The 23,950-nt window shown below is 64.4% G+C and carries 21 protein-coding genes; 9 read left to right on the top strand and 12 right to left on the bottom strand.

The annotated features are described in order from the left end of the window. Positions 1–3: 3 nt before the first annotated feature. From HG549_RS10650 to HG549_RS10620, 7 genes are read right to left on the bottom strand one after another with little or no spacing between them, the layout of a single operon-like run. The gene (locus HG549_RS10650) at positions 4–1,374 is read right to left on the bottom strand and encodes an ATP-binding protein (RefSeq protein WP_170029456.1); all 1,371 of its coding nucleotides are present in this window, start codon (positions 1,372–1,374) and stop codon (positions 4–6) included. Further along, positions 1,371–2,033, bottom strand: coding sequence for a response regulator (locus HG549_RS10645; protein ID WP_170029455.1), 663 nt, complete (start codon positions 2,031–2,033; stop codon positions 1,371–1,373). Before HG549_RS10645 ends, HG549_RS10650 begins: the two co-directional genes overlap by 4 nt. A gap of 2 nt (positions 2,034–2,035) precedes the next feature. Further along, positions 2,036–2,677: a tetratricopeptide repeat protein gene (locus HG549_RS10640; protein ID WP_170029454.1), complete on the bottom strand. Its 642-nt coding sequence runs from the start codon at positions 2,675–2,677 to the stop codon at positions 2,036–2,038. Further along, on the bottom strand, positions 2,674–3,480 hold the full coding sequence (locus tag HG549_RS10635) for an SDR family oxidoreductase (protein ID WP_170029453.1): 807 nt from the start codon (positions 3,478–3,480) through the stop codon (positions 2,674–2,676). The genes HG549_RS10640 and HG549_RS10635 overlap by 4 nt, the downstream gene beginning before the upstream one ends. Beyond that, the gene (locus HG549_RS10630; protein ID WP_170029452.1) at positions 3,467–4,147 is read right to left on the bottom strand and encodes a TenA family transcriptional regulator; all 681 of its coding nucleotides are present in this window, start codon (positions 4,145–4,147) and stop codon (positions 3,467–3,469) included. The genes HG549_RS10635 and HG549_RS10630 overlap by 14 nt, the downstream gene beginning before the upstream one ends. Before the next feature lie 16 nt (positions 4,148–4,163). After that, positions 4,164–5,624, bottom strand: coding sequence for an AMP-binding protein (locus HG549_RS10625; protein ID WP_170029451.1), 1,461 nt, complete (start codon positions 5,622–5,624; stop codon positions 4,164–4,166). Beyond that, a complete protein-coding gene (locus HG549_RS10620; protein WP_170029450.1) occupies positions 5,614–6,291 on the bottom strand; it encodes a thermostable hemolysin in 678 nt (225 codons plus the stop codon). Before HG549_RS10620 ends, HG549_RS10625 begins: the two co-directional genes overlap by 11 nt. Before the next feature lie 114 nt (positions 6,292–6,405). On the opposite strand from HG549_RS10620, the gene HG549_RS10615 reads away from it, so the two are divergent. Next, positions 6,406–6,975, top strand: a complete 570-nt coding sequence (locus tag HG549_RS10615) for a hypothetical protein (RefSeq protein WP_170029449.1) — start codon at positions 6,406–6,408, stop codon at positions 6,973–6,975. Between the two features lie 129 nt (positions 6,976–7,104). On the opposite strand, the gene HG549_RS10610 is transcribed toward HG549_RS10615, so the two are convergent. The 4 genes from HG549_RS10610 to HG549_RS10595 all read right to left on the bottom strand — a co-directional run bounded on the left by HG549_RS10610 (position 7,105) and on the right by HG549_RS10595 (position 13,080). After that, the gene (locus HG549_RS10610) at positions 7,105–8,778 is read right to left on the bottom strand and encodes an MFS transporter (protein ID WP_170029448.1); all 1,674 of its coding nucleotides are present in this window, start codon (positions 8,776–8,778) and stop codon (positions 7,105–7,107) included. 181 nt (positions 8,779–8,959) lie between these two features. Beyond that, positions 8,960–9,370 (bottom strand): VOC family protein, encoded by a 411-nt coding sequence (locus tag HG549_RS10605; protein ID WP_170029447.1) that lies wholly within the window; start codon positions 9,368–9,370, stop codon positions 8,960–8,962. Positions 9,371–9,452: 82 nt separating this feature from the next. Then, positions 9,453–10,379, bottom strand: a complete 927-nt coding sequence (locus HG549_RS10600) for an alpha/beta fold hydrolase (RefSeq protein ID WP_170029446.1) — start codon at positions 10,377–10,379, stop codon at positions 9,453–9,455. Between the two features lie 184 nt (positions 10,380–10,563). Further along, positions 10,564–13,080, bottom strand: coding sequence for a UvrD-helicase domain-containing protein (locus HG549_RS10595; RefSeq protein WP_170029445.1), 2,517 nt, complete (start codon positions 13,078–13,080; stop codon positions 10,564–10,566). A gap of 175 nt (positions 13,081–13,255) precedes the next feature. Between HG549_RS10595 and HG549_RS10590 the strand changes: the two genes are divergently transcribed. Further along, positions 13,256–13,954: a pirin family protein gene (locus HG549_RS10590; RefSeq protein WP_063913719.1), complete on the top strand. Its 699-nt coding sequence runs from the start codon at positions 13,256–13,258 to the stop codon at positions 13,952–13,954. 583 nt (positions 13,955–14,537) lie between these two features. On the opposite strand, the gene HG549_RS10585 is transcribed toward HG549_RS10590, so the two are convergent. After that, positions 14,538–15,023, bottom strand: coding sequence for an isochorismatase family cysteine hydrolase (locus HG549_RS10585; protein ID WP_170029444.1), 486 nt, complete (start codon positions 15,021–15,023; stop codon positions 14,538–14,540). 948 nt (positions 15,024–15,971) lie between these two features. Here HG549_RS10585 and HG549_RS10580 point away from each other — a divergent pair. The 7 genes from HG549_RS10580 to HG549_RS10550 all read left to right on the top strand — a co-directional run bounded on the left by HG549_RS10580 (position 15,972) and on the right by HG549_RS10550 (position 23,832). Continuing rightward, positions 15,972–16,724, top strand: a complete 753-nt coding sequence (locus HG549_RS10580) for an ABC transporter permease (protein WP_170029443.1) — start codon at positions 15,972–15,974, stop codon at positions 16,722–16,724. Then, entirely contained in the window at positions 16,721–17,428 is a 708-nt protein-coding gene (locus HG549_RS10575; RefSeq protein ID WP_170029442.1) for an ATP-binding cassette domain-containing protein, read from the top strand. Before HG549_RS10580 ends, HG549_RS10575 begins: the two co-directional genes overlap by 4 nt. Positions 17,429–17,777: 349 nt before the next feature. Next, positions 17,778–19,514, top strand: a complete 1,737-nt coding sequence (locus tag HG549_RS10570; RefSeq protein ID WP_170029441.1) for a type I secretion system permease/ATPase — start codon at positions 17,778–17,780, stop codon at positions 19,512–19,514. A gap of 6 nt (positions 19,515–19,520) precedes the next feature. Further along, positions 19,521–20,861, top strand: a complete 1,341-nt coding sequence (locus HG549_RS10565) for an HlyD family type I secretion periplasmic adaptor subunit (protein ID WP_170029440.1) — start codon at positions 19,521–19,523, stop codon at positions 20,859–20,861. Position 20,862: 1 nt separating this feature from the next. Then, a complete protein-coding gene (locus HG549_RS10560) occupies positions 20,863–22,191 on the top strand; it encodes a TolC family outer membrane protein (RefSeq protein ID WP_170029439.1) in 1,329 nt (442 codons plus the stop codon). A 91-nt stretch (positions 22,192–22,282) separates the two neighbouring features. Further along, the gene (locus tag HG549_RS10555; protein ID WP_170029438.1) at positions 22,283–23,146 is read left to right on the top strand and encodes a sensor domain-containing diguanylate cyclase; all 864 of its coding nucleotides are present in this window, start codon (positions 22,283–22,285) and stop codon (positions 23,144–23,146) included. Positions 23,147–23,163: 17 nt separating this feature from the next. Next, the gene (locus HG549_RS10550) at positions 23,164–23,832 is read left to right on the top strand and encodes a bifunctional 2-polyprenyl-6-hydroxyphenol methylase/3-demethylubiquinol 3-O-methyltransferase UbiG (RefSeq protein ID WP_170029437.1); all 669 of its coding nucleotides are present in this window, start codon (positions 23,164–23,166) and stop codon (positions 23,830–23,832) included. The last annotated feature ends 118 nt before the right edge of the window (positions 23,833–23,950 follow it).

Raw genomic sequence — 23,950 nt, 5'->3', positions numbered from 1 at the left:
CGGCTAGCCAGGCGCTACCGGCAGCCGCAGGGTCGCACGCAGCCCGTGCGGCAGCTGGTTGCGCAACTGCACGCTGCCGCCCAGACGCGTCATGATGGTACTGACGATCGACAGCCCCAGGCCGGCGCCATTGGCCGAGCCCTTGCTGTAGAAACGCTCGAACACGCGCTGTTGGTCGGCCACGGCGATGCCTGGCCCTTCGTCGTCGACGCTGACCAATAGCGCCTGCCCTTCACGTTGCAGGGTCACGGTGATGCGCCCGCCCGGCGGGGAATGATCCACGGCATTGGTCACCAGGTTCTGCAAGGCGATGCCCAGCGCACCGGCGTCGGTATGCAGCTGGTAGTCGCCAGCCGCGATATCCAGCGACGGCTCGAGCCCACGTTCCAGTATCCACGGGGTCAGGTCGGCCAGGGTCTCGGCCACCAGCGCCTGCAGGTCGACCTGCGGCCAGTCACGCCGACCGGGTCGCGGCTCCAGGCGGGCCAGGGTCAACAGCTGGTTGACCACCCGGGCAAGGCGGTCGACACCGCCCATGAGGAAGCCCAGCGCCTTGTCCCGCTCGGCACTGCTGGCTGCATTGAGGGCGTTCTGCGCATGCAGGCGCAGGACCGCCAACGGCGTGCGCATTTCGTGGGCGGCATCGGCAATAAAGCGATGCTCGCGGCTCAGCAGGTCGCCGATCTGCCCGAGCAGGCGGTTGATTGCGGCCTGCATCGGTTCCAGTTCCTTGGGCAGTGGCACCAGTTGCAGCGGTTCGAGTGAGTCGGCGTGGCGGGCGCGGATGACCCTGGCCATGTTCTGCAGCGGCCGCAGCCCCCAGCCGATAGCCGCCCACACCAGCACGGCCAGGGCCAGGCTGCCGAACAGGAATGGCAGCAGCGTATGCCGCACGATGCGCTCGACCAGGTCGATACGCACGTCGCTGCGTTCGCCCACCCAGATCACCCAGCGCTTTTCCGGGACCGGCAGGACGAAGCTGCGCCAGCGTTGCGTACCCGCTACCACATCGGCGAACCCTGGCGCCCGGGGCGGTTGCTGCAGCTGCGGGGCACTGGGCGTATGTACCAGCAAGGTGCCGTCGTCGGCCCATACCTGGAAGGCCAGCTTGCTCTCGTAGGGATGCCCGACCCGGTGCCGCCCGGCCTTGCTCAACGCCTCGTCGAAGGCGCGGTACAACTCGCCACGGCTCTGCTCCTGCACCGGCAGGCTCATGATGCCCTGCAGCAGCCGGGCATTCTGCGCCAGATGGGCGTCGTACACCTCGGCGATTTCGTGGCGGCTGTCGTGGTAGTTGTACAACGCCAGCAGGCCGCTGCCGAGCAGCAACAGCAGCATCACCCGCCACAGGGTGCGTTGGCGCAGCGAGGTCATGCCTTGCCTTCCACCAGGTAACCGATGCCGCGCACGGTACGGATCAGCCCGTTGAAGAGCTTCTTGCGCAAATGGTAGATGTTCACTTCCAGGGTGTTGCTCTCGGGCTCTTCATCCCAGCCATACAGCAACTGGGTAAGGCGCTCGCGGGTGAATACCTTGCCCGGCTGCGCCAGCAGCTCGTGCAACAGCAGGTATTCCTTGGGCGTGAGGACCACCTGCTGGCCCTGGTAGTGCACCTGTTGGGTGGCCGGGTCCAGGCACACCCCGGCGTGCTCGATGAGTAACCGCGCGCGGCCGCTGCTACGGCGCAGCAAGGCCCGCAGGCGGGCCTTGAGTTCGTTGAGGTCGAAGGGCTTTACCAGGTAGTCATCGGCGCCGGCGTCCAACCCGGCGATACGGTCGTCGGTGGCGTCACGCGCAGTCAACACCAGCACCGGCAGGCTGTTGCCGGCGGCGCGCAGGCGCCGCAACAGCTCGATGCCATCCAGGCGTGGCAAACCCAGGTCGAGGATGGCCAGGTCGAACGCCTCGTGACACAGCGCGTGCAAGGCGCTGGCGCCATCCTGCAGCCAGTCGAGGGTATAGCCCTCGCGGCGCAGGCCGTCACAGATCCCCTCCCCCAATGCAACGTCATCTTCCACCAGCAGCAGGCGCATGCTCAATCCTGTTTGTCCTTGATCGCTTTGAGTAAAGCATCGATTTCACCGCGCCGGCCCTGGTCAGCCAGTTCCCGGCCTGGCCGGGGCGGTGCCTGCAGGGCCTTCTGCAGGGCCGCGCGGGCTTCATCATAGCGCTTGAGCCGGTACAGGTGGTCAGCCCAGAAGTAATTGCTGTCGATGCCGTCGGGGTTGATCGCCAGTGCCTGGCGCAGCAGGCCCTCGGCCTTGGCCTGGTCGCCGAAGCTCAGCGGCCAGCCCGGCACCTGGTCATACAGCGCGCCCAGGCTGGTGTAGGCCGAACCCTGCAACGCCTTGGGGTCCGCGGCCAGGGCCTGTTCCAGGCTGGCGCGGGCGGCCTTGACCTTGCCCAGGGCCCCCAGCCCGCCTGTGGCACCCGCCCAGCTGCTGTTGACGATGCCATCCCAGATCAGTGGCTCGGCCGCGCCCGGGTGCTGCCGCACCAGCGCTGCCGACTGTACCGCCAGGGCCTCGAACGCCCCGGCACGCTGGGCTTCGGGCAATTCATAGCGAATCACCGCCCAGCGCTGCTGAATGGCAGCGAGCTGCTGGGTACCATTCTGGTCAAGGGCCCAGGTGAATGGGGCGATGGCCAGCAGGCTGGCCAGTAACAGACGTTTCATTTGCTCGACTCCTTGTTGTGCCAGGTGCTGTAGCGGCGAATCAGCGGCAGTTGCTTGCGCAGGGCGCGGTCGACCACGCCCGGCAACATGCCGTTGAGGCGCACGAAGAGTTTTTCCGGCCAGCCCAGATACAGTTCGCTGCGCTCGGCCTGCACCGCGTCGAGCACCGCGCGGGCAACGTCCTGCGGGTCGTCGACGCCGACCTTCAAGGCCTGGTTGAGCGCCTGCGCGGCACTGCTGTTCATCGCCGTGCGGGTGGTGCGCGGTGCCGCATACAGCACGTTGACCGAGGTGTCGGCCAGCTCGCGGCGCAGCGCCTCGGAGAAACCGCGCAAGGCGAACTTGCTGGCGCAGTAGGTGGCATAGCCGGGGTAACCGATCGAGCCATAGATCGACCCCACGTTCACCACCAGCGCACTGGGCTGCTCGCGCAGCAGCGGCAGGAACAGGCGGGTCAGCTGGATGGCGGCCTTGACGTTGAGATCGAACAGCTCGTCCAGGGCGGCTTCGTCCAGCTGTTCGAGCAAGGCGAAGCGGTTGACTCCGGCAGCGTTGATCAGCAGGTTGCAGTAGCCCAGCGCCCGGGCCGCTTCCAGCACATCGCGACGGCCTTCGGCACTGCGCAGATCGGCTTGCTGCCAGTACAACTGCTGCGGGTAGCGTGCCATCAGCTCGGCCAGCTTGCCCTTCTGCCGGCTGACCGCCAGCACCCGCGCACCGGCGCTGCACAACTGGTCTGCCAGTTCCAGGCCGATACCACCGCTGGCACCGGTGAGCACCGCCACGCAATCAGGCAGGCGCATGCTGGGCCTCCTGCTGCGCGGCATGCGGCAGCCCTTCGAACATGGCGGTGTACAGGCGATACACCACTTTGGCGGCGTGGATCACTGCCTGATGATCCTCAGGGTCCTCCAGGCGGTTCATCAGGCCACGGTAGGTGGTCATATGGTCCTGGTCCAGCGCGCCGTGGGAGCTGAGGTAGCTGAACGCCCGGTCCGGCAAGCCAAGGCTTCCCTGCAGGGTCCCGGCGGCCTGGGTCGCGAGGGCAATGCTGGTGCCTTCGAGGACGTTGACCATGCCGAACAGCCCGACCGGGTTGCCACGGGCGATCTGATCGTAGAGAAACGCCACCATCAGCTCGATCGGCAATGCCGGACGGCTACTCGCCACCTGCAGCGGGTCGCCACCACAGGCGGCGATGTCATCGAGAATCCAGCGCTCATGGCCGTACTCCTCCTCGATGTACTCGCACACTGCGCCGCGCAGCCACTCCAACCGCGTCGGCAAACGCGCTCCGCAGGCCATCATCAGCGGCACGGTATGCCGCACATGGTGGTAGGCCTGGGTCAGAAACGCCACATAGGCCTCGAGGCTGGCCTTGCCGGCCAGCGCGTCGCGGATGACCGGGACATTGAACAATGCCGTACGCTCGTCGGCGGTTTGCTGTTGCAGCCTATCGAAAAAAAGCATGGCAAAACCTCGTGGGTCATTGAAGGTCGGTTAACAAGCTGTGGTAACACCGCAGGATCTGTTCGCGGCGTGGCCGGCCGTTGGCGGTCAGGGTTTGCCCGGCGGCGCTCAGCGGTTCGGGCAGGCGCCGCCAGGCATGCACCCGGGCGTAGTCCGGCAGCCCGGCGTTGGCCTGGCGCACGGCTTGCTCGAGCGTGTGGTCATTGGCGTGCGGGTCCAGCGGCCAGAGCAGCGCCAGGTTGTGCGCCAAGCCTTCGCCGTAGACGAAGGCCTGGGCGATCACCCCGCCCTGGGTCAGCTCGGCCTCGACCCACTCGGGGTTGACGTTGCGCCCGAAGCTGGTGCTGTACTGGTGCTTCTTGCGCCCGGCCAGGTAGAGGAAACCGTCGTTGTCGAAGTGCCCGAGGTCACCGGTCGACAACCAGGGTGCGTTGAACGCTGGCTCACCCAGGTAACCGAGCAACGCCGAGCCGGCCACCTGCACCTCGCCATCCTCGGCAATGCGTACCTGCACATGCGGCAGCGGCCGGCCGACACTGCCCGGGCGCCTGGCGCCGGGGCGGTTGAGGCACACTACCGAGGCACATTCGGACAAGCCGTAGCCTTCGAATACCGGTAGCCCGACCGCCTCGGCACGGGCCAGCAGGCTCGGCGCCACCCGTGCCCCGCCTACCGCCACGAAGCGCAACGGGCCTACCCGCAGCAGGCCACGCTCGATGGCCGTGACCAGGCCGAGCAGCAGTTGTGGCACCATGATCAGGCTCTCGGCGCCGCTCAAGGCAATGGCACCCAGCAGTTGCTTGAAGTCGACCTGGCTGGCGCCACGCAAACCCAGCTGCGCCTGCGGGTACAGGACAATGCTCGCCCCGGCCAGCAGGGCCGCATACAGGCCGAGGTTTTCCAGCAGTACCGCCAGCGGCAACACCGCCAGGTACCTGGTCGGCGCTGTCGGTCGGCTGGCGGCCTCGAGTTCGCGCGCAACCCGCAGCATGGCCTCGGCACTCAGGCAGACCCCCTTGGGTGCCCCGGTACTGCCGGAGGTGTAGGTAATCTTTGCAGTGCCCGCTGGCAAGTCCACGCCCGCGCTCGGCGGGCGGCTCCAGAAGCGCTCGCCGGCACTGAAGCCGCAGGCCTGCAGATCGTCTGCGAAAGCCTCGTCGGCCAGCGCCAGCACCGCGCCACTCTGCGCCAGGCAATGGCGGCGCTGGGCACTGCTGAAGAACGCCGGCAGGATGACGATGGGGCGCGCCGCGAACAGCGCAGCCAAGTCCCAGAGCAGCGCTTGTGGCCCGTTTTCCAGGGCCAGGACGAAAGTGCCCGGCGGCTGCGCGCTCAGCCAGGCCTGGCGTTGTTCGACCTCATTCAGCAACTGGCCATAGGTGAAGCGCTCGGCAGCCCCCAGCAGCGCCGGTTGCGCCCCCCGGTGGCGGGCATGCAGTTGCAGCACTTCCTTGAACAGCTGGCATTCATGCGGCATGGCCAGCCTCCGGCACGCTGCTGGGCAACCCCAGTCGTTCGTACACACCGCCGCGGGCCAGGGCTGCATGACCATAGCCGATGCTGCCGACGAACACTTGCGGGTGCTGCGCGTAGTAACTGCCCCAGCTGTCGGCGTCGCCATTCAGCCGACCGGGATCGGCCATGGCCAATGCCGTAGGCACCAGGCCCAGGCGATGAAAGCTGTTGACCAGGGTCGCGGCGCCGGTAAAGGCCACCCATTGCAGGCCGCGGGTGGCCAGCAACCAGGTCACGGCGATGATCATGATCCGCGCGCTGCCGGCGCTGAGCGCCGCCAGGTTCCCCACTTCGACCAACTGCGCACGGCTCACCGGGTTGGCCGCCAGCCGGGTCACGGCGACCTCCAGCGGCTCATCCAGGTAACGCTCGATAAAGGTCGGGCCGGTGCTGGCCAGGCGGATACCCACGGCGGCCATCAAGCGCCCGTGGCTGTCGTGCAGGCCGAGCAGTTCGGGCAGGTAATGCTGCACATCGGCATGGTGGGCGCAGGCAAAGCGGGCGTGAATGAACTGCTCCAGCTCGTCGCGCCCTGGCTCACCCGGAAGATTCAGGCTCAAATGGGCGAGCCGGTCGCCGTGGCTACCGATCGCCAGCGGAAACAGGCTGGGGCTGTCTGCCTGGGTCATAGCTGTCCCCTTCAAGTAGGTGTCGAGGGGGAGTATCGGCGGCGAATCTGAAGCCAATCTGAAGTGCTACATTTGCCAGGGTCCGCAAGCGCACCCACAAGGAACAATAGAAAGATGCGCCACGAATTCAGCGAAGTGCTCAACGACCTGGTCGACTATTTTCTGCTTGGCGATATCCAACTGCTCGAGCGCTTCAAGCTGCAACATGACCTGCCCGACGACCTGGCCCACGCGTTCACCCACGGTGACAGCGGCGACCAGGCGGTACGCGAAGGCATCGTGCTGCCGCTGGCAGGGGTCGACAACCTGCCCTACCGCATTCTGTTCACCCTGGGCCACCACACCCCGGCCTTGCGTGAACCCGGCAGCCGCCTCAAGCACCGCCGCAACGGCTATGTGCTGCGGGTCGAACACGGTGTACTGATGCTGTACACCTGGCGCATCCTGCAACACTTCACCGCGAAGACACTCGGCGACCTGCTGGCACGTTACCAGGTGCCGGGGCGCCCGATCATCGAACTGGACAATGGCTGGTATGACGTGGAGGTGCTGGCGGGCGCGCTGGTACGTGACGGGCTCTATGAGCCGGCGTTCGAGTTCGTGCTGAAGAAGCGCTGGAGCCGGGGCGAGGCTGCCGGGGTGGATACCGGGTATGCCTTTGGGTTGCGTGGCTATTTCGACTGATGGGTTGGCTATGCCGGCCTCTTCGCGGGCTTGCCCGCTCCCACAGGTAACTCACTGCCCTCAGGCACAGTGGTATCCCTGTGGGAGCGGGCAAGCCCGCGAAGAGGCCGCTACGGGTAGCCTCAACCTTCAGGCGTGATGGATATCCCGGTCCTTGGTCTCCGGCAGGAACAGGATGCCCAGCACCGCCGTCATCAACGCGATCACGATCGGGTACCACAAGCCATAGTAGATATCACCGGTCGCCGCCACCATGGCAAACGCCACGGTGGGCAGGAAACCGCCGAACCAGCCGTTGCCGATGTGGTAAGGCAGGGACATCGAGGTGTAGCGGATACGCGCCGGGAACAGCTCTACCAGCCAGGCGGCGATCGGCCCGTAGACCATGGTCACGTAGATCACCAGCAGGGTCAGCAGCAACAGCACCATCGGGTAATGGATCTTCGCCGGGTCGGCCTTCTCCGGGTAGCCCGCTTCCTTCAATGCGCCGCTCAGGGTGGCGGTAAAGGCCTCGCTCTGCGCCTTGAAGTCGGCCGCTGCCAGGCGGCTGCCGTCAAAGCTTGGCAGTACCCGTTGACCGATGCGGATCTGCGCCACGCTGCCAGGCTCGGCCGCTTCGTTGGTATAGGGGATGGCCCGCTTGGCCAGCAGGCTCTTGGCAATATCGCACGAGCTGGTGAATCTGGCCTTGCCCACCGGGTCGAACTGGAACGCGCACTGCCCAGGGTCGGCCACCACTACCACCGGGTTCTGCTCCTGAGCGACAAACACGTCCGGGTTGCCGTACTGGGTCAGGGCCTTGAAGATCGGGAAGTAGGTCAGCGCGGCGATGATGCACCCGGCCATGATGATCTTCTTGCGGCCAATGCGGTCGGACAGGCTGCCGAAGAAGATGAAGAATGGCGTGCCGATCAGCAGCGAGCCGGCAATCAGCAGGTTGGCGGTCTGTGGCTCGATCTTGAGCATCTGCAACAGGAAGAACAACGCATAGAATTGCCCGGTGTACCACACCACCGCCTGGCCGGCAGTGCCGCCCAGCAGCGCCATGATCACGACCCGCAGGTTGTCCCAGCGGGCGAACGACTCGGTCAGCGGGGCCTTGGACGCCTTGCCCTCGGCCTTCATCTTCATGAACACCGGCGACTCGTTGAGCTGCATGCGGATGTACACCGAAATGGCCAACAGCAGGATCGACAGCAGGAACGGCACGCGCCAGCCCCAGGCCTCGAACGCCTCGGTGCCCATGGCGGTACGGCAAGCCATGATCACCAGCAGCGACAGGAACAGCCCCAGGGTGGCAGTGGTCTGGATCCAGGCGGTGAAGAAGCCGCGTCGGCCCTTGGGTGCGTGCTCGGCCACATAGGTGGCCGCGCCGCCGTACTCGCCGCCAAGCGCCAGCCCCTGCAGCAGGCGCAGGGTGATCAGGATGATCGGTGCCGCGACGCCGATGGTCGCGTAGCCGGGTAGCAGGCCGACCACCGCCGTGGACAGGCCCATGATCACGATGGTGATGAGGAAGGTGTACTTGCGCCCGATCAGGTCGCCCAGGCGGCCGAACACGATGGCGCCGAACGGGCGCACGGCAAAGCCCGCGGCAAAGGCCAACAGGGCAAAGATGAACGAGGTGGTTTCATTGACCCCGGCGAAGAAATGCTTGGCAATGATCGCCGCCAGTGAGCCGTACAGGTAGAAGTCGTACCATTCGAACACCGTGCCCAGGGACGAGGCGAAGATGACCTTGCGCTCCTCCCGCGTGATGCCGCGTTGGGGCGCACTACTGCCCGTGCTGTCGAGAACCGCCATGGGGTGCCTCCGTCTTGTCGTTATGCAGGCCGGGAGCACCTCATCCGCTGTTTCACCGTCGCACCCAGGCCCTGGGGGCTTGCTTTGGTTATGCGAAGCACGACGAGGCAGGCCGCCTCGGATCGCAGCAAGGTTACTGAAGCATAATAGGCTTTGACGGGATATCCACTGTGGGCCACTGCTACAGCACGGGCCCTTTCAGCTCTACCTGGTTGCCATCCGGGTCGTAGCAGTACAACGACGGTCCTTCGCCTTCGGCGCCGTAGCGTTTTTCCGCCGGCGCCACCTGCACCCCCGCGGCTTGCAGGTACGCCCTCAGTGCCGGTTCGTCGAACGGCTCGATGCGCAGGCAGAAATGGTGCAGGTTGCGCCCCTCGGCCCCCGGTGCCGCACCGCCAGGCTGGCCCAGCGGGCCGTCGAGGGTGACCAGGTCGATCATCGCCGTGCCGGTGGCCAGGTGGACCATGCCCAGGTCTTCGCGCACGCGGCTGACCGTGCAGCCGAGCAGCTCGGTGTAGAAGGCAATGCTACGCGGCAGGTCGCTGACCCGCAGTACCAGATGGTCGATGTGCTTGATGGCGAATGGGCGCATGCCGGGCTCCTTGTGGCGGTCGGTTTCCAGGGGGTAACCCCCACCACAATAGCCCACGGGCGCATGCCACCACCATATCCCGCTATTCGTTCACCAGGCGTTGCAGTACGCCGCCTTCATGGCGGGCCAGGATACGCAGCAGCTGGTCGACCAGGGCCCGGTCCGGTGCATCCAGGTGGAAGTGGTGCCCGCCCGGGTGCCACGACACCTTCGCCTGGCTGGGCAAGGCCGCCTGGCGCCGGCTGAAGGCCTCACCGGTGAATGCCCCCTGACGGCCGAACAGCAGGTACAACGGGCAGCGGATCTGGCTGAGCAGCTCGCAGGCTTCGCGCTCGGTCAGCGGCATGGGTTCGGGCAGCACCAGGCGCGGGTCGTGGCGCCAGCAATAACCATCGCCCAACTGCAGCAGGTCGCGCAGCGCCAGCAGCCGCGCCGCCGCTTCCGACAGTTCGGTGTCCAGGCGTTCGCGACGTTGCTCCAGCGCGGTGTCCAAATCTTCGAAACGGCACAGGTCGGGCTCGGCGAAGCCCTGCAGCTGGCTACGCTGGACCATCCGCTTGAGCCGGTAGGCGCGGGCCAGGTGCTCGACGCGGTCATCCTCGGCCACCGTGAACGGTGCGCCCATGCCGTCGAGGAAGGTCATGCTGGCGATGCCGCTGGTCATGGCTGCCAGCAGCGATGCCACGCCGGTGCCCATGCCATGGGCCAGCACATGAAACTGCCCAAGGCCCAGGCTTTCGGTCACCGCCAGCATGTCCTCGGCGTGCTCCCACAGGTAATAACCACTGTCGTGGCGGCGATGATCGGAGCGGCCGTGGCCGACCAGGTCGGGGGCCACCACGAAGCAACCATCGAGCATCGGTGCCAGGCGCTCGAACGAGGCGGCGTTGTCCAGCCAGCCATGCAGGGCCAGCACCGGGATGCCGTCTTCAGGCCCCCAGCAACGTACGGCAATTTCAATGCCGTTGAGGTCCAGCAGGTGATCCTTGGGTGTCGATGAAGAACGCATGGGTACGCTTCCTGACTTGAAGCCTGGCACGACCACACCAGGCCGAATACGCCGCTGGCCCCTTCGAGTCCTGTCGCCAGCGGCAACCCTTGCGTCGGGCCACGCAGGGCTCCGACGTGTCACCTTGGCGCATCGTCATGCCCACCACTGGCCCGTCACCGACCGTGACTTAACCGTCACCGACTCACTGCCCGCGCAGGTCCTCGAAGTACGCCTGCCTGCCGTCCACCTGGCTGGATGCCCGCGGCAGCGCTGCGGCTTCACCGTTGGCCGCTTCGACATGCCAGTAACAATGCTGCACCGCACGGGTCACCGCCACGTAAGCCAGGCGCTGGACCTCTTCCTGCTGCGCGGTATCGAACGGTTGCGCATCGCCGGGCTTGCCCAGCCCGGCCTGGCGGTACACCTGGTTCTTGTAGGGCGAACTGGTCAGGTACTGGCAGTCGCCCAGCATGAACACCGCGTCGGCCTGCAAGCCCTTGGCGCTGTGATAGGTCAGCTGGCGTAGCCGCCGCTGCTCGCTCGGCAGCGCCGCTTCGGCCTGCAGTACGCTGTGCAGGTGCTCGTTCATCAGCGCCCTGTCGCTGCCCTTGCGGTACAACATCATGACCGTCTCGCCACGCTGGTAGTGCTCGATCAAGGTTTGCCCCAAGGCGGCCTCGTCACGGTCGAACACCTTGACCGGCGAGCCCGGCAACTGCGCCGCCGGGCCACTGGCCCTGGCTTTCTTGCCGGCGATCGCCGGGGTGCCCTTGACCAGGTGCTCGGCCGCATCGATCACCTGTTGCTGGCAGCGGTAGTTGTCGACCAGCATCACCCGTGTGTTGGCTGGCGACGGGAACGCCTTGGTGAATTCCATGAAGTATTTGGGCGAGCTGCCGCGCCATCCGTAGATCGACTGCCAGTCGTCGCCCACGCACAGCAGCGATGAATGCCGGGCATTGCGCCCAGTGTGCATGGCCGGGCCGCGCCGGCGGATCTCGGCAAGGCTGGCGCGCAGCCAGCTGACGATCTGTGGCGATACGTCCTGGAACTCGTCGATCATCAGGTGCGCCAGCGGGCGCAGCAATGGGTCGGGCAGCAGCCGCAGGCTTTCCGGGTTGTTCTCGCCGAACAGGGCGAACATGCGGTTGTAGCTCATGACCGGTGGCGACTGGTCCAGCAGGTGCGCCTCGAGGGCCTTCCAGTACAGGGCCAGGGCCTCGAAGAACAAGGCGTCGCTGTCGCCTGGCGGGAAGCTCATCGCCGCCACGGCAGGGTTGACCTCCAGGCCGAGGTTTTCGATGAAGTTGGCGGCGCCGACAAAGGCGTCCAGCAGCGGCGCCGGGGCCAGCTCACCCTTGACCTTGTATTCGAAGCCGGGGCCGGCCACCGCATCACCGGCCAGCGAAGCGGCCAGGCGTCGGGCCATGGCATAGTTGTCGAGCCAGATCAGCGGCTTGTCGCAGAATGCCTGCAACAGGGTACGTTTGACCGCCCACTCGGCGCGCACCGCCAGCTTGGCGCCGGGGCGCTGGTACTGGGCGCTTTCTGCCGGGTCGAAGCCCAGCACGACCAGTGGCCCGTCGGCGCCCAGGCGACCATGTACATGGAAGCGGCTGCCGCGGATCTCGACCGTCTCGCGACAGGGTTCGATACCTTTGATCGGCCAGGCGCCGGCGGCGAACCACAGGTCCTCGATCACGTCACACAGTTCTTCGTCACGCTGGGCGGCCAGCTGGGTCACCTGCGCGCGTTTCTGCACTTCGGGGTTGTTGGGGTCCAGCGGCTTCAGTTGCAGGGCTTCGCTGCGCAACAGGCCAACCAGTTCGGCGAAACGCGCGCTGGTCCCCAACAAGACGCTGTAGCACTGGTTCAGTTGCTGGCGCTGGGCGTCGTTCAGGCGCAGGTCGAACGGGTTGCTCTCGGCATCGGCTTCACGCCCGGCGGGCATCTCGTTGCCCAGCGTTTCGAACGCTCGTACCTGGGCAAAGCCCGGCAGGCTGCGCACCAGCGGCAGGATGCGCGAATGGAAGGTGCGCACCAGCTCGCGGGCTTGTGCCGCCTGCAAGTCGCTCTGCCACAGGGCGAACACCTGCATCAGGCGCTTGATGAAGTCCTTGCGCGACTCGCGGGTGAAGGTGACCACGGTCATCGCACCCAGCTCGTAGCCCAGGTAATGGCGCAACAACAGGATGCGCAAGACCAGCGAGGTCGACTTGCCTGCCCCGGCCCCGGCAACCACGCAGGTGGAGGGCGTATCGCTGAAGATCAGCTTCCACTGCGCGGCACTGGGCTGGGCCTCGACAGGCAGGCGCTGGGCGACATCGGCCTTGAAGCGTTTCTTCAGCTCGGCAGTCAATGGCAGGCGCCAGTCATCGAACAGGTTGTCGTCCTGCCCCGGTACGGCGCCAACGTCGGGGCGGGTATCGCGGATCACCAGCACCTGGCGCCCGGCCTCGTAGCCCTCCACCCGGCCGCGCTCGAAGCCCTCCCGCATGCCCTCGGCATGGCCACTGCGCTGGCCGCTGACATGGCCGAGGAACCACGAGTCACGGTGCTGGGCCCGCAGGCGGGTCAGGCCGCGCCCCAGCAGGCGCGCCGCCAGGCGGCGAAACCAGGGTAACTGGGCAGGTGGGGTAAGGTCGGCTGGGGCCTGGGTTTGCTCGTGGGCCACGGTCACTCCGGTGAAAAGCAAAATCAGCGAGCATGTTCGCCGCATCGGCGAAAAATCGCCAGCGAATGCTTGCAGATCAGTGGATTAGGCGATGAATCGAATAGAATGCTGCACATTTAATAATCTATTTTATTGATTGTTTTAAGTCGATATTTACGCTTATTTTCGATCTTTATTTGGCGCATCATGGCCCCATTCCACTGATTCAAGGAGCACGACCATGCTGCAACTGCGACCCTTCGAAAGCCTCGGCCACGCCAACCACGGCTGGCTGGATGCCCACCATCATTTTTCCTTCGCCGAGTACTACGACCCGGCGCGCATGCACTGGGGCAACCTGCGGGTATGGAACGACGACCTGATCGCTGCCGGCAGCGGCTTCCCACCGCACCCGCACCGCGACATGGAGATCATCACCTATGTGCGTGAAGGCGCGATCAGCCACCAGGACAGCCTGGGTAACAAGGGCCGTACCGAAGCCGGTGACGTGCAGGTGATGAGCGCCGGTACCGGCATCGTGCACAGCGAGTACAACCTGGAAGACGTCGATACGCGCATCTTCCAGATCTGGATAGTGCCGGAGCGCACCGGTGAAGCACCGCAGTGGGGCACCCGGCCGTTCCCCAAAGGTGAACGCGGCGAAGGCTTCGTGACCCTGGCCAGCGGCCGTGCAGGTGACGAGGACAGCCTGCAGATCCGTACCGATGCCCGCCTGGTGGCTGCCACCCTGCGCGCCGGTGAAACCGCCGAGTACCGCTTCGATGCCGCACGCCGGGGCTACCTGGTGCCGGCCAAGGGGCTGGTGGAGGTCAATGGGCTGCGCGCCAAGGCGCGCGATGGTGTGGCGATCGAGCAGGAGGAGGTGTTGCGGGTGACTGCCATCGAGGACAGCGAGATCGTACTGGTCGACGTGGCCTGAAGCGCCCACCGCTGACCGGTTGACGCGACCGCTCCTCGGCCTGAGGAGCGGTTTGGGCCGGGACCATCGGCACAGCCGGCGACATCCATCGTTTCGCCTGCTTCGCGGAGAAATCCGCTCCTACACACGGCTTCGACTTGACGCTGCGCTGGTAGGAGCGGCTTCAGCCGGTGCCATCCACCGCGTCGCCTGCATCGCGGATAAATCCGCTCCTACACGGTCTTCGACTTGACGCTGCGCTGGTAGGAGCGGCTTCAGCCGCGATCACCGGCACAGCCGGTGCCACCCACCGCGTCGCCTGCATCGCGGATAAATCCGCTCCTACACGGGCTTCGACTTGACGCTGCGCTGGTAGGAGCGGCTTCAGCCGCGATCACCGGCACAGCCGGTGCCATCCACCGCGTCGCCTGCATCGCGGATAAATCCGCTCCTACACGGGCTTCGACTTGACGCTGCGCTGGTAGGAGCGGCTTCAGCCGCGATCACCGGCACAGCCGGTGCCACCCACCGCGTCGCCTGCATCGCGGATAAATCCGCTCCTACACGTGCGTTGTCCCCCGCGCAGACCCGCGACGACCCTGTACTAGCCTGGCTCGGCCAGTTCTCCGAGCACCTCGACGGAGGTGGTGACCTGGCGGAAGTGATGCTTCCATAGGTCGATGCCCAGCTTGCCCGATCGATCCAGCGAGGAGCCGACTGTCATGTCGGTGACTAAGGTGGGCATCAACCCGGCATCGAACAGGGCAAAGCCAGCCGCCAGTACACAGGTCTCGGTCTGTAGCCCACACACCAGCACCCGCTCCACGCCCAGCTCACGGATGTACGCGATAGCCTCGGTGCTCTGCCCATAGCCATGCTTGACAAAAACTCGGTCGGCCTCGACCAGGTTTTCGTCCTCGGCAGCCGGATGCCAGCCAAGCTGGCGCTCGAAAGGCGTGACCTGTTCGTCGTGCAGTTCGACCGAGGCAATGGTGGGAATGTTTGCTGATAACCGGCGCAGGCCATCGACCAGCCACTCTGGCGGGCTGAAGGTGGACTGGACATCGACGATGAGCAAAACCTGGCGCATGGGCGGCTTCCGGCACTGGCAAAAGGCGCGGAGTATAACGCGTCTTCCCCCCGATAGCGCCCCACGCCTCTGCTGAAGCGGCCTTGTCGTTCTGCTGCCCCCCAAGCAGCAGAACGAACTCAAATGTTCGTCAAAGCACAACATCTTCTCGATTCAGGCGTTACGGGTAAACCGTATTGATGCCCTCAGGCGGTATCTATAATCGCCCAGCTCTTCAACCAGCTCCGCTACGCAGATGACCCGCAAGGTTCCATTCGGCGCAAAAAACCTCTTGGCCGTCCAGCGCATTCAGGGCGACCTCGTCATGGTTGGTCCTCAAGCTGTCATGCACCTTCACCGATTCGCTCCCTAATTTTGGTTCTGCGGCCAAACGCCTAACGCGGTGATATTGTCCGAGGCCGGTTATATTCTTTGAGACAGACGTATTAAGTTACAATTATTGTTTTTTAAACAACACCCACGTCGCACTCTGCGAATTTTCAAGACCCACATATCGAATACGACCAGCCTGCTATTTATCAAAGAAGCACCCTAATCAAGAAACCGAATTTTCCTACCTTCGACTCAGTCGTTTAGCGCACCCACCAACCCTATTTCGATATAGCTCGAAGTAACTTATCAGAAACATCCCACAAACAGTCTCATATATAAACAGCGCACAACTCTAAACCGTAAGGCACAGCCAGCGAAACAGTTGACGCTTGTCAATTTACGTTCTAGAACTCCACTACTCCGCATTTCGCGGAGAAAAAAGGAGAATCAAATGAACGATGAATTTGGAGTTACCTTAATGAGTCTGCAGCTTTCTAAAGAATGCGAGTCAGAGGCAGAGTTTTTTGGCGGGTCTGGTAGTGCAGGAGGTTGTGGTGGTAGTGGAGGCTGCGGAGGTGGGCGGAGGGTGCAACGGAGGCAGTGGCGGTTGCAATTAAACAAAATGGTGCCATTCCCATGAATAGTCATACCATCTCCTTAGCATCACAACTCAATGGAATTTTAAAAATATCCCGGATATTAATTAAAGAACATCTTAGAGAACCTTCCGCCCTTCTGTGGACAGGCCTCGCCCCTTGCCTGATGTTCATGATCGTGACATCCAGCTACCGGCCAGGCAGCATGGATTACCAGACGGATGCCGCCTGGTTCTACGCATACATTTCCGCAAACGTGGCGTTTTTCGGCTTCAGTTTCTACCTGATCGGGCGTCGCGAAAGTGGCTTCATTCGCTCGTTCATCTACCAACGAAAGGCCATCCTCCTGTTCCTTGCCTCGCACACTACCAGCTACACGATAATCAGCATCCTTTACTGCAGCTTGTTCTATGCCGTGACCAAACCACTCTACGGCCACTACTCGCTGACTGAGTTTGCTGTGTTGCTTGCCGGCTTCTACACGGGTTACCTGGCCTTTTCCTGCATCGGTCTCGCCATCGCCGCACTGCCGCTGAAGTTCAGCACCGCCGGCACTTTGTTTTCCGTGGTCTCTTTCCTGATGCTGGTTTCCGGTTATGCCGCGGCGGCCCACGACCCATTCGCCTACTCGTGGGTCAACAGCGTCAATCCGCTATTCCTGACCACACAGATCGTCAACGGCACTTACTCCTTGTCAGGCAGTTTCATCGCCGCCTGGGCCGCGTTGTCCGCAGGCTTGCTGTTGACGGCCAGGTACTTCCGGATCCAACCCATCTGGAGTCGATACTCATGAACATCCTGACCCTTGACCGTATTGGTTTCTCCTACACTACCGAACCGTTTCTAGAAGACATATCTCTGCATTTGGCCAAAGGCGAGACAGTCGGAATACTAGGCTGCAATGGGGCCGGCAAGACCACGTTGTTCGACCTTATCTGCGCATTGAGAGCGCCTCGCAGCGGGAACATCGTCAATGCCTCGCACCGCCAGGTATATCTGACCCAGGTGCTGACGCCTCCTCCAGCATTGCGGATGGCAGACGCCGGCGCCCTGGTTACCCTGCTGAACGCGGCCTGCGCGCCCAGTCATGCGGATATCCTTTCGCGGCTGTGCACCTGGTCCCCTGCCCTCGGCCAGCGGTATGCCGAGATATCCCGGAAAAAGGCCTCCACCTGCAGCTATGGCGAGATTCGCAGCTATTTCACCCTGACGCTTTTACTGATGGACAGCGACCTGATCATTCTCGATGAACCTACTGCCGGCGTGGATCCGGAATTCCGGCATTACATATGGCTTGGCATCAGCAGCGCCTGCAAGGATGGCGCAAGTGTGCTGGTCTCATCGCACTACACGCAGGAAGTCGTCGACTGCTGCGATCGGTTCTACATGCTGGCGCGCGGCCAACTCGATGCGTTCGCAAGCGGCGAACAATTTCTGGCAGCACACCAGGCGACCACACTCGACGAGGCCTTTATCAATGCCTCGATGCAGGGTTGACGTCTGCGCAGCAGGTGTGAAGGCATGGCACCGGCGTGTCCGTGAAGGATCCGCAACGGTGCCATCGCTGTGTGCTGTCAATATTTCGTCCGAAACGCTTGCAAGCTGCTGAGAATGCGTTGCAAGCAGATGTTTTCCCGACACTTATAAAAGGTTCAAAGTACCGCTAGAGCAAATCGATATTATCGGTCGTTTCGCTGCAACCTACGCTCCAACATATGAAAGTAACGCGGCGCGTTGGCCCATTCGCCCTTCAAGCGCCCCGCCTGCGAGCCGACCAGAAGCCACGAATACCGCTGTACGGGGCGCCGCAACGGCAACCCCCGTTTTGTGAGAAAGGGGGCCACTGATGCACAAGCCGCCACGCACCCGTTCCGAACTGGCCGAAGTGTTGTTCAGCCTGCGCCGCAGCTTTCTCGCCCTGGGTGCCTTCAGCGGCGTGATCAACGCCATGATGTTGACGCCAGCCATTTACATGCTGCAGGTGTACGACCGTGCGCTGGTCAGCCGCAACCTCACCACCCTGGGCATGCTCACCTTGCTGGTCATCGGCCTGTACTTGATGATGTCGGCACTGGAGACGATTCGCACCCGGGTACTGATCCGGGTCGGCAACTACCTGGACATGGACCTCAACCGGCGCATCTTCAGCGCCGCCTTCGAGCGCAACCTGAGCCGTGCCGGCGGCAACCCGGCCCAGGCCCTGCATGACCTGGCACAGGTGCGGCAGTTCGTTACCGGTAGCGGCCTGTTCGCCTTCTTCGATGCCCCCTGGACACCGATCTACCTGCTGGTCAGCTACCTGATCCATCCGCTGCTGGGGCTGGTCACGCTGATCGGCTCGCTGATCCTGGTGGCCCTGGCCTACCTCACCGAAAAAGCCACGCAAAAACCCTTGGCCGAAGCCAACCAGGCCGCCCTGTCGTCAGCCAGCTATGCCAACAACAACCTGCGCAATGCCGAAGTGATCGAGGCCATGGGCATGCTGCCGGCGATCGGCAAGCGCTGGTACCAAGGCCACCTGCGCATCCTGCAGATGCAGACGCTGGCGTCCGACCGTGCCGCGCTGATCAGCAGCACCGGGCGTTTCGTGCGCATTACCTTGCAGTCGGTCATCCTCGGTACCGGCGCCCTGCTGGCGATCGAAGGCAAGATCACCCCGGGCATGATGATCGCCTGCTCGATCCTGGCCGGCCGCGCCCTGGCCCCGGTAGAACAGGTGATTGCCTCGTGGAAGCAGTTGCTGGGTTGCCGTTCGGCCTGGGGCCGGTTGAACGAGCTGCTGCAGGACTACCCGCAGCGGCCAGCGGGCATGCCGCTGCAACGCCCACTGGGCATGCTGGCCGTGGAAAACGTGATCGCCAGCGCGCCCGGCAGCAACACGCCCATCGTGCGCGGGGTGAGCTTCAGCCTGACTCCCGGCGAAAGCCTGGGGATCATCGGCCCGTCGGCTTCGGGCAAGTCCACCCTCGCCCGCCTGCTGGTCGGCGTATGGCCGGCCCAGGTCGGCAAGGTGCGCCTGGATGGCGCGGACATCTTCAACTGGAACAAGGCCGAACTGGGGCCCTGGCTTGGCTATCTGCCACAGGACGTCGAGCTGCTCGAGGGCACCATCGCCGAGAACATTGCCCGCTTTGCCGAAGTGGACAGCGAAGCGGTGATCCGTGCGGCCCGCAGCAGTGGCGTGCACGACATGATCCTGCGCTTCCCGCAGGGCTATGACACCCGCCTGGCAGCCGATGGCTCGCCGCTGTCCGGTGGCCAGAAACAACGCATTGCCTTGGCCCGTGCGCTCTACGGCGAGCCCAACCTGGTGGTGCTTGACGAGCCCAACGCCAACCTCGACGACGTTGGCGAAAAGGCCCTGGTCGATGCGCTGGCCGAACTCAAGGCACGCGGGGCAACCGTGATCCTCATTTCCCACCGGCCCAACGTGCTGTGCGCGGTCGACCAGGTGTTGATGCTGCGCGACGGCGTCGTGCAAATGCTCGGCAGCCGCGACGAAGTGTTCACGGCGCTGCGCAAGGCCAGCGTGATCCCGGCGGCGAGCACGGCGCCGCTGGCTTCGGTGAAAGCACGGGAGTGACCGCTCATGCCGATGACCCACCACACCGAGTTGATTCCCGCCGAAACCCAGCACCTGATCGACCTGGACGCCGGCCGACCGGCACGCTGGGGCCTGTGGCTGGTCATCGCCGGCTTTGGCGGCTTCCTGCTGTGGTCGGGCCTGGCGCCGCTGGACGCCGGGGTGGTCGCCACCGGTACGGTCAAGGTCACCAGCAACCGCAAGGCGGTGCAGCACCTGACTGGCGGCACGGTCGAGGCGATCCTGGTGAGCGAAGGCGATGTGGTGAAGAAAGACCAGGAGGTGGTACGCCTCGACGCGTTGCGCGCAGTCGCCGAACAGGGCGCGGTCAGTGCCCAGTACATCGTCGGCAAGACCGTGGAAAACCGCCTGGAAGCCGAGCGCGACGGCCGTGACAGCGTTACCTTCGACCCCGCCCTGCTCAAGCGCTACGCTAACGACCCGCGCCTGCTGGCGGCCATGGACCTGCAACAACGCTTGCTGGAAACCCGCCGCGCCGGCCTGGCCGGCGAGCTGAGCATCCTCAAGGAAAACCTGGCCGCCACGGCGGTGCAGCTCAAGGGCCTGCAGCAGGTGTATGGGGCCCGCGCCTCGCAGATCGGCTTCCTCAACCAGGAACTGCAGGGCACCCGCGTGCTGGCGGCCGAAGGTTATGTGCCGCGCAACCGCCTGCTGGAGCTGGAACGCAACAACGCCGACCTGTCCGCCGGCCAGGCCGAGAACCTCAACAACATCGCCCGGGCCCGCAGCCAGGCCACCGAGATCAAGCTGCGTATCCTCCAGCGCCAGCACGACTACCTGAAGGAAGTGGAGTCGCAACTGACCGACACCGCCAAGGAGAACACCACCCTGGCCGACCGCCTGCGCGCGCTGGACTATGAGGTGACCCACACGGTGATCCGCTCGCCGATCGACGGCATGGTCCAGGCCCTGAGCATCGCCACGGTCGGCGGCATCATCCAGCCTGGGGCGAAGATCATGGAGGTGGTACCGCTCGACCAACCGTTGCAGGTCGACGCGATGATCCCGGTGCAAGCCATCGACAAGATGGTCCCTGGCCTGGACGTGGACATCGCCTTCCCGGCCTTCAACCACGCACGCACGCCGAATATCCCAGGCCGGGTCAAGACGGTTTCCGCCGACCGCCTGATCGACGAGGAAAGCAAGCAGCCGTTCTACCTGGCCCAGGTGGAAGTGACCCAGGCCGGCATGGCCCTGCTCGGCAGCAACCACATCCGCCCCGGCATGCCGGCTACCGTCACCATCAAGACCGGTGAGCGCAACCTGCTCAGCTACCTGCTCAAACCGATGCTCGAACGCGTGGATGCTGCATTCAAGGAGCAATGACATGAACCGCCCGTGCCTGATGCTGTGCCTGTTGGGGGTGGCCATGCAGGCCAGTGCCATGGACCTCAAGCAAGCCTGGGACCTGTTGCAGTACCAGGGCCCGATCTACCAGGCCGCCGTGCACGAAAAACAAGCCGGCAGCGAGAACCGCGCCATCGGCCAGGCCGGGTTGCTGCCGCAGGTCAACGCCGTGGGCTATTTCAACAAGATCAACGGCAGCCAGAGCCAGTATGGCCTGGACCGGGACCTGGACTACGACTCCAAGGGCGCCAGCGTGCGTTTGCGCCAGCCATTGTTCAACAAGCAGAAGATGGCCGAGTACCGCCAGGGCCAGCAACGTGCCGAGTACAGCGTGGCGGTGTTCGATGCCAAGAGCCAGGAAGCCGCAGTGAGCTTGGCCGAAGCCTACTTCGACGTGCTGCTGGCCAGCGAAACCATCACCCTGGCCAAGGCCAAGCTGAATGCCTTCGAAGAGCAACTGGCGTCGGCCAAGCGGCGCATGGAACTGGGCGACGGTACTGTCACCGATATCGACGAGTCGGTTGCCCGCCGCGACCTGGCCGAAGCCGACCTGATCGAAGCCCAGGACAACCTGGTCAATGCCCGCCGCAAGCTGGAAGAGTTCATCGGTGAAACCCCGGCGTCGCTGACCACCTTGCAGGCCGGCTTCAGCACCCCGCCGCTGCTGCCCGACAACCTGCAGGAGTGGCTGGTCAAGGCGCAGGCCGACAGCCCCCTGATTCACGCCCGCCGGCACAACTATGAGCTGGCCGAAGAAGAAGTGAAACGCGCCCGCGCCGGGCATTGGCCGACCCTGGACTTCGTCGCTGGCTATACCGCCAGCAGCAGCCAGTCGATTTCCGAACTGAACCAGCGCAACCATTACAGCTCGGTCGGGCTGGAGCTGAACATTCCGCTGTACAGCGGCGGCGGTACCAGCGCCCTCACCCGCCAGGCCGGCGCCAACAGCTCCAAGGCCCTGGATGAGCTGGACGCCGCCCGCCAGCAGGTAATTTCGGAAACCACCCGCGAGTTCAATGGCGTGCAGAGTGGCGCCTTGCGGGTCCAGGCACTGGAAAAGGCCGTGGCCTCCAACGAGCGCTCGCTGCTCTCGACCCGCAAGGGCTTCAAGGAAGGCGGCACCAGCACCAACTCGGACGTGCTCAATGCCGAGGAGCTGCTGTATGACGCCCGCCACGACCTGTTCGAAGCGAAGTTGAACTACCTGTTGTCGCGGCTGCGCCTCGCCTCGTCGATCGGTAGCCTGGGCGACGACGACATCCAGCAGATCAACGACTACCTCGGGCCAGAACTGGTGGTCAGCAATTGAGTGTCGCGCGCTACGCCCGCGGCAACCGCGCTTGCCGCAGGTTGCCGGATTCAGGCTATGATCGGTCACCCTGCCGCGGACGTCCTGACCCATGCCCGTAGACCTGCAAACATTGTACCCCAGGCTGATCCACCTGATGCTGGACACGGTATTCGTGGTCGATCGCGACAACCAGATCGTCTTCGTCAGCGATGCCTGCGAGGCGTTGCTGGGCTACCAGGCCAGCGAACTGATCGGCACGCTGATCACCGACTACATGCACCCTGACGACCTGGCGATGACCCGCGCCTCGATCGTGCGGGTGATGAGCGGCCACCCTCACTACGACTTCCGTAACCGCTATATCCGCAAGGATGGCGGCGTGGTGCACATTCTGTGGGCGGCGTGCTGGTCCGACGAGGCGGATGCGCGCATCGGCGTGGCGCGGGATGTGACTGCCCTGCATCTGGCCGAAGAGGAACTGCGCTTTCTGGCCCACCATGACCCGCTGACCCGGCTGGCCAACCGCACCCGGTTCAATGCACAGCTGGACACCGCCCTTGCCGCAGCCCGCCGCCAGGATCGGCCACTGGCCCTGCTGTTTCTCGATATCAATGATTTCAAGCAGATCAACGACAACCACGGGCACAGCATGGGCGACCGGGTGCTGTGCGCCCTGGCCCGGCGCCTGGAAAGCTGCGTGGGCGCTGGCGACACGGTAGCGCGGATGGGCGGTGACGAGTTCACCGTGCTGCTGCCCGATTGCCCCTCGCCAGAGCTCATTGCCGAGCGCGTGACGCAGATCCTGGCGACCATGGCTGAGCCGCTCGGCGCCGAATTCGCCGGTATCGCCACCCCCACCTGCAGCATCGGCGTGGCCTGCTTCCCGGAGGACGGCAACGACGCCGACACCCTCCTGCGCCATGCCGACGGGCACATGTACCAGATCAAACGTCAGCGCGCGGCGGCCGGTTGAGCGCGAGGAGACCGCCCATGCACAACCCGGAAGAGGCCCTGCTCGCCAGCTGGCAGCACAATGCCCAAGCGTGGATCGCAGCCGTGCGCAGCGGCGCCATCGCAAGCCGCCGCCAGGTCACTGACCAGGCCATCCTGCTGGCCATCCTCGGCCGTCAACCGCAACGCGTGCTGGACCTCGGCTGTGGTGAAGGCTGGTTGCTGCGGGCGTTGGGCGAGCGTGGCATCGAGGCGGTAGGCGTCGACGGTGACCCGGCACTGGTGCAAGCTGCACGCGCAGCCGGTAGCGCACAGGTGCACCTGGCCCGTTTTGCACAGCTGGCCAATGGGCAAGCGCAGGTAGGCCAGGACTACGACCTGATCTGCGCCAACTTCGCCCTGTTGCAGCAGGACATCATTCCACTGCTGGCGGCCCTGCGCGACTTGCTGGTGCCGAGTGGTGCGCTGGTGGTCCAGACCCTGCACCCGTGGAGTGTGGCCGATGGGCAATACCAGGACGGTTGGCGGGAGGAATCGTTTACCGGCCTGGACGGGGATTGGCAGGTGATGCCCTGGTACTTCCGCACCCTCGCCAGTTGGCTCAATGCGCTGGACCTGGCGGGGTTGCGGCTGGCCAGCCTGCAGGAGCCGCAGCACCCGCAGAGCGCGGTGCCGCAGTCATTGTTGCTGGTAGCTGAACGCCCCTGAGCTAAACATGGGGCCTTGTAGGAGCGGCCTTGTGTCGCGATGGGCCGCGAAGCGGCCCCAAGATTTCCGCACGCAGCATGAATTTTTGGGGCCGCTTTGCCGCCCATCGCGACGCAAG

The organism is Pseudomonas sp. SK (assembly GCF_012975065.1).
Lineage (GTDB): Bacteria > Pseudomonadota > Gammaproteobacteria > Pseudomonadales > Pseudomonadaceae > Aquipseudomonas > Aquipseudomonas anuradhapurensis.
This window is presented reverse-complemented; position numbering and strand designations above follow the sequence as displayed.

What these genes read in the sequence shown, in the direction of transcription:
- HG549_RS10610 (WP_170029448.1), bottom strand. Translation starts at nt 8,778, where the DNA reads ATGGCGGTTCTCGACAGCACGGGCAGTAGTGCGCCCCAACGCGGCATC.
- HG549_RS10625 (WP_170029451.1), bottom strand. Translation starts at nt 5,624, where the DNA reads ATGCCGCATGAATGCCAGCTGTTCAAGGAAGTGCTGCAACTGCATGCC.
- HG549_RS10590 (WP_063913719.1), top strand. Translation starts at nt 13,256, where the DNA reads ATGCTGCAACTGCGACCCTTCGAAAGCCTCGGCCACGCCAACCACGGC.
- HG549_RS10575 (WP_170029442.1), top strand. Translation starts at nt 16,721, where the DNA reads ATGAACATCCTGACCCTTGACCGTATTGGTTTCTCCTACACTACCGAA.
- HG549_RS10645 (WP_170029455.1), bottom strand. Translation starts at nt 2,033, where the DNA reads ATGCGCCTGCTGCTGGTGGAAGATGACGTTGCATTGGGGGAGGGGATC.
- HG549_RS10630 (WP_170029452.1), bottom strand. Translation starts at nt 4,147, where the DNA reads ATGCTTTTTTTCGATAGGCTGCAACAGCAAACCGCCGACGAGCGTACG.
- HG549_RS10570 (WP_170029441.1), top strand. Translation starts at nt 17,778, where the DNA reads ATGCACAAGCCGCCACGCACCCGTTCCGAACTGGCCGAAGTGTTGTTC.
- HG549_RS10595 (WP_170029445.1), bottom strand. Translation starts at nt 13,080, where the DNA reads ATGCGGCGAACATGCTCGCTGATTTTGCTTTTCACCGGAGTGACCGTG.
- HG549_RS10615 (WP_170029449.1), top strand. Translation starts at nt 6,406, where the DNA reads ATGCGCCACGAATTCAGCGAAGTGCTCAACGACCTGGTCGACTATTTT.
- HG549_RS10605 (WP_170029447.1), bottom strand. Translation starts at nt 9,370, where the DNA reads ATGCGCCCATTCGCCATCAAGCACATCGACCATCTGGTACTGCGGGTC.
- HG549_RS10620 (WP_170029450.1), bottom strand. Translation starts at nt 6,291, where the DNA reads ATGACCCAGGCAGACAGCCCCAGCCTGTTTCCGCTGGCGATCGGTAGC.
- HG549_RS10555 (WP_170029438.1), top strand. Translation starts at nt 22,283, where the DNA reads ATGCCCGTAGACCTGCAAACATTGTACCCCAGGCTGATCCACCTGATG.
- HG549_RS10565 (WP_170029440.1), top strand. Translation starts at nt 19,521, where the DNA reads ATGCCGATGACCCACCACACCGAGTTGATTCCCGCCGAAACCCAGCAC.
- HG549_RS10600 (WP_170029446.1), bottom strand. Translation starts at nt 10,379, where the DNA reads ATGCGTTCTTCATCGACACCCAAGGATCACCTGCTGGACCTCAACGGC.
- HG549_RS10640 (WP_170029454.1), bottom strand. Translation starts at nt 2,677, where the DNA reads ATGAAACGTCTGTTACTGGCCAGCCTGCTGGCCATCGCCCCATTCACC.
- HG549_RS10585 (WP_170029444.1), bottom strand. Translation starts at nt 15,023, where the DNA reads ATGCGCCAGGTTTTGCTCATCGTCGATGTCCAGTCCACCTTCAGCCCG.
- HG549_RS10650 (WP_170029456.1), bottom strand. Translation starts at nt 1,374, where the DNA reads ATGACCTCGCTGCGCCAACGCACCCTGTGGCGGGTGATGCTGCTGTTG.
- HG549_RS10550 (WP_170029437.1), top strand. Translation starts at nt 23,164, where the DNA reads ATGCACAACCCGGAAGAGGCCCTGCTCGCCAGCTGGCAGCACAATGCC.
- HG549_RS10635 (WP_170029453.1), bottom strand. Translation starts at nt 3,480, where the DNA reads ATGCGCCTGCCTGATTGCGTGGCGGTGCTCACCGGTGCCAGCGGTGGT.
- HG549_RS10560 (WP_170029439.1), top strand. Translation starts at nt 20,863, where the DNA reads ATGAACCGCCCGTGCCTGATGCTGTGCCTGTTGGGGGTGGCCATGCAG.
- HG549_RS10580 (WP_170029443.1), top strand. Translation starts at nt 15,972, where the DNA reads ATGAATAGTCATACCATCTCCTTAGCATCACAACTCAATGGAATTTTA.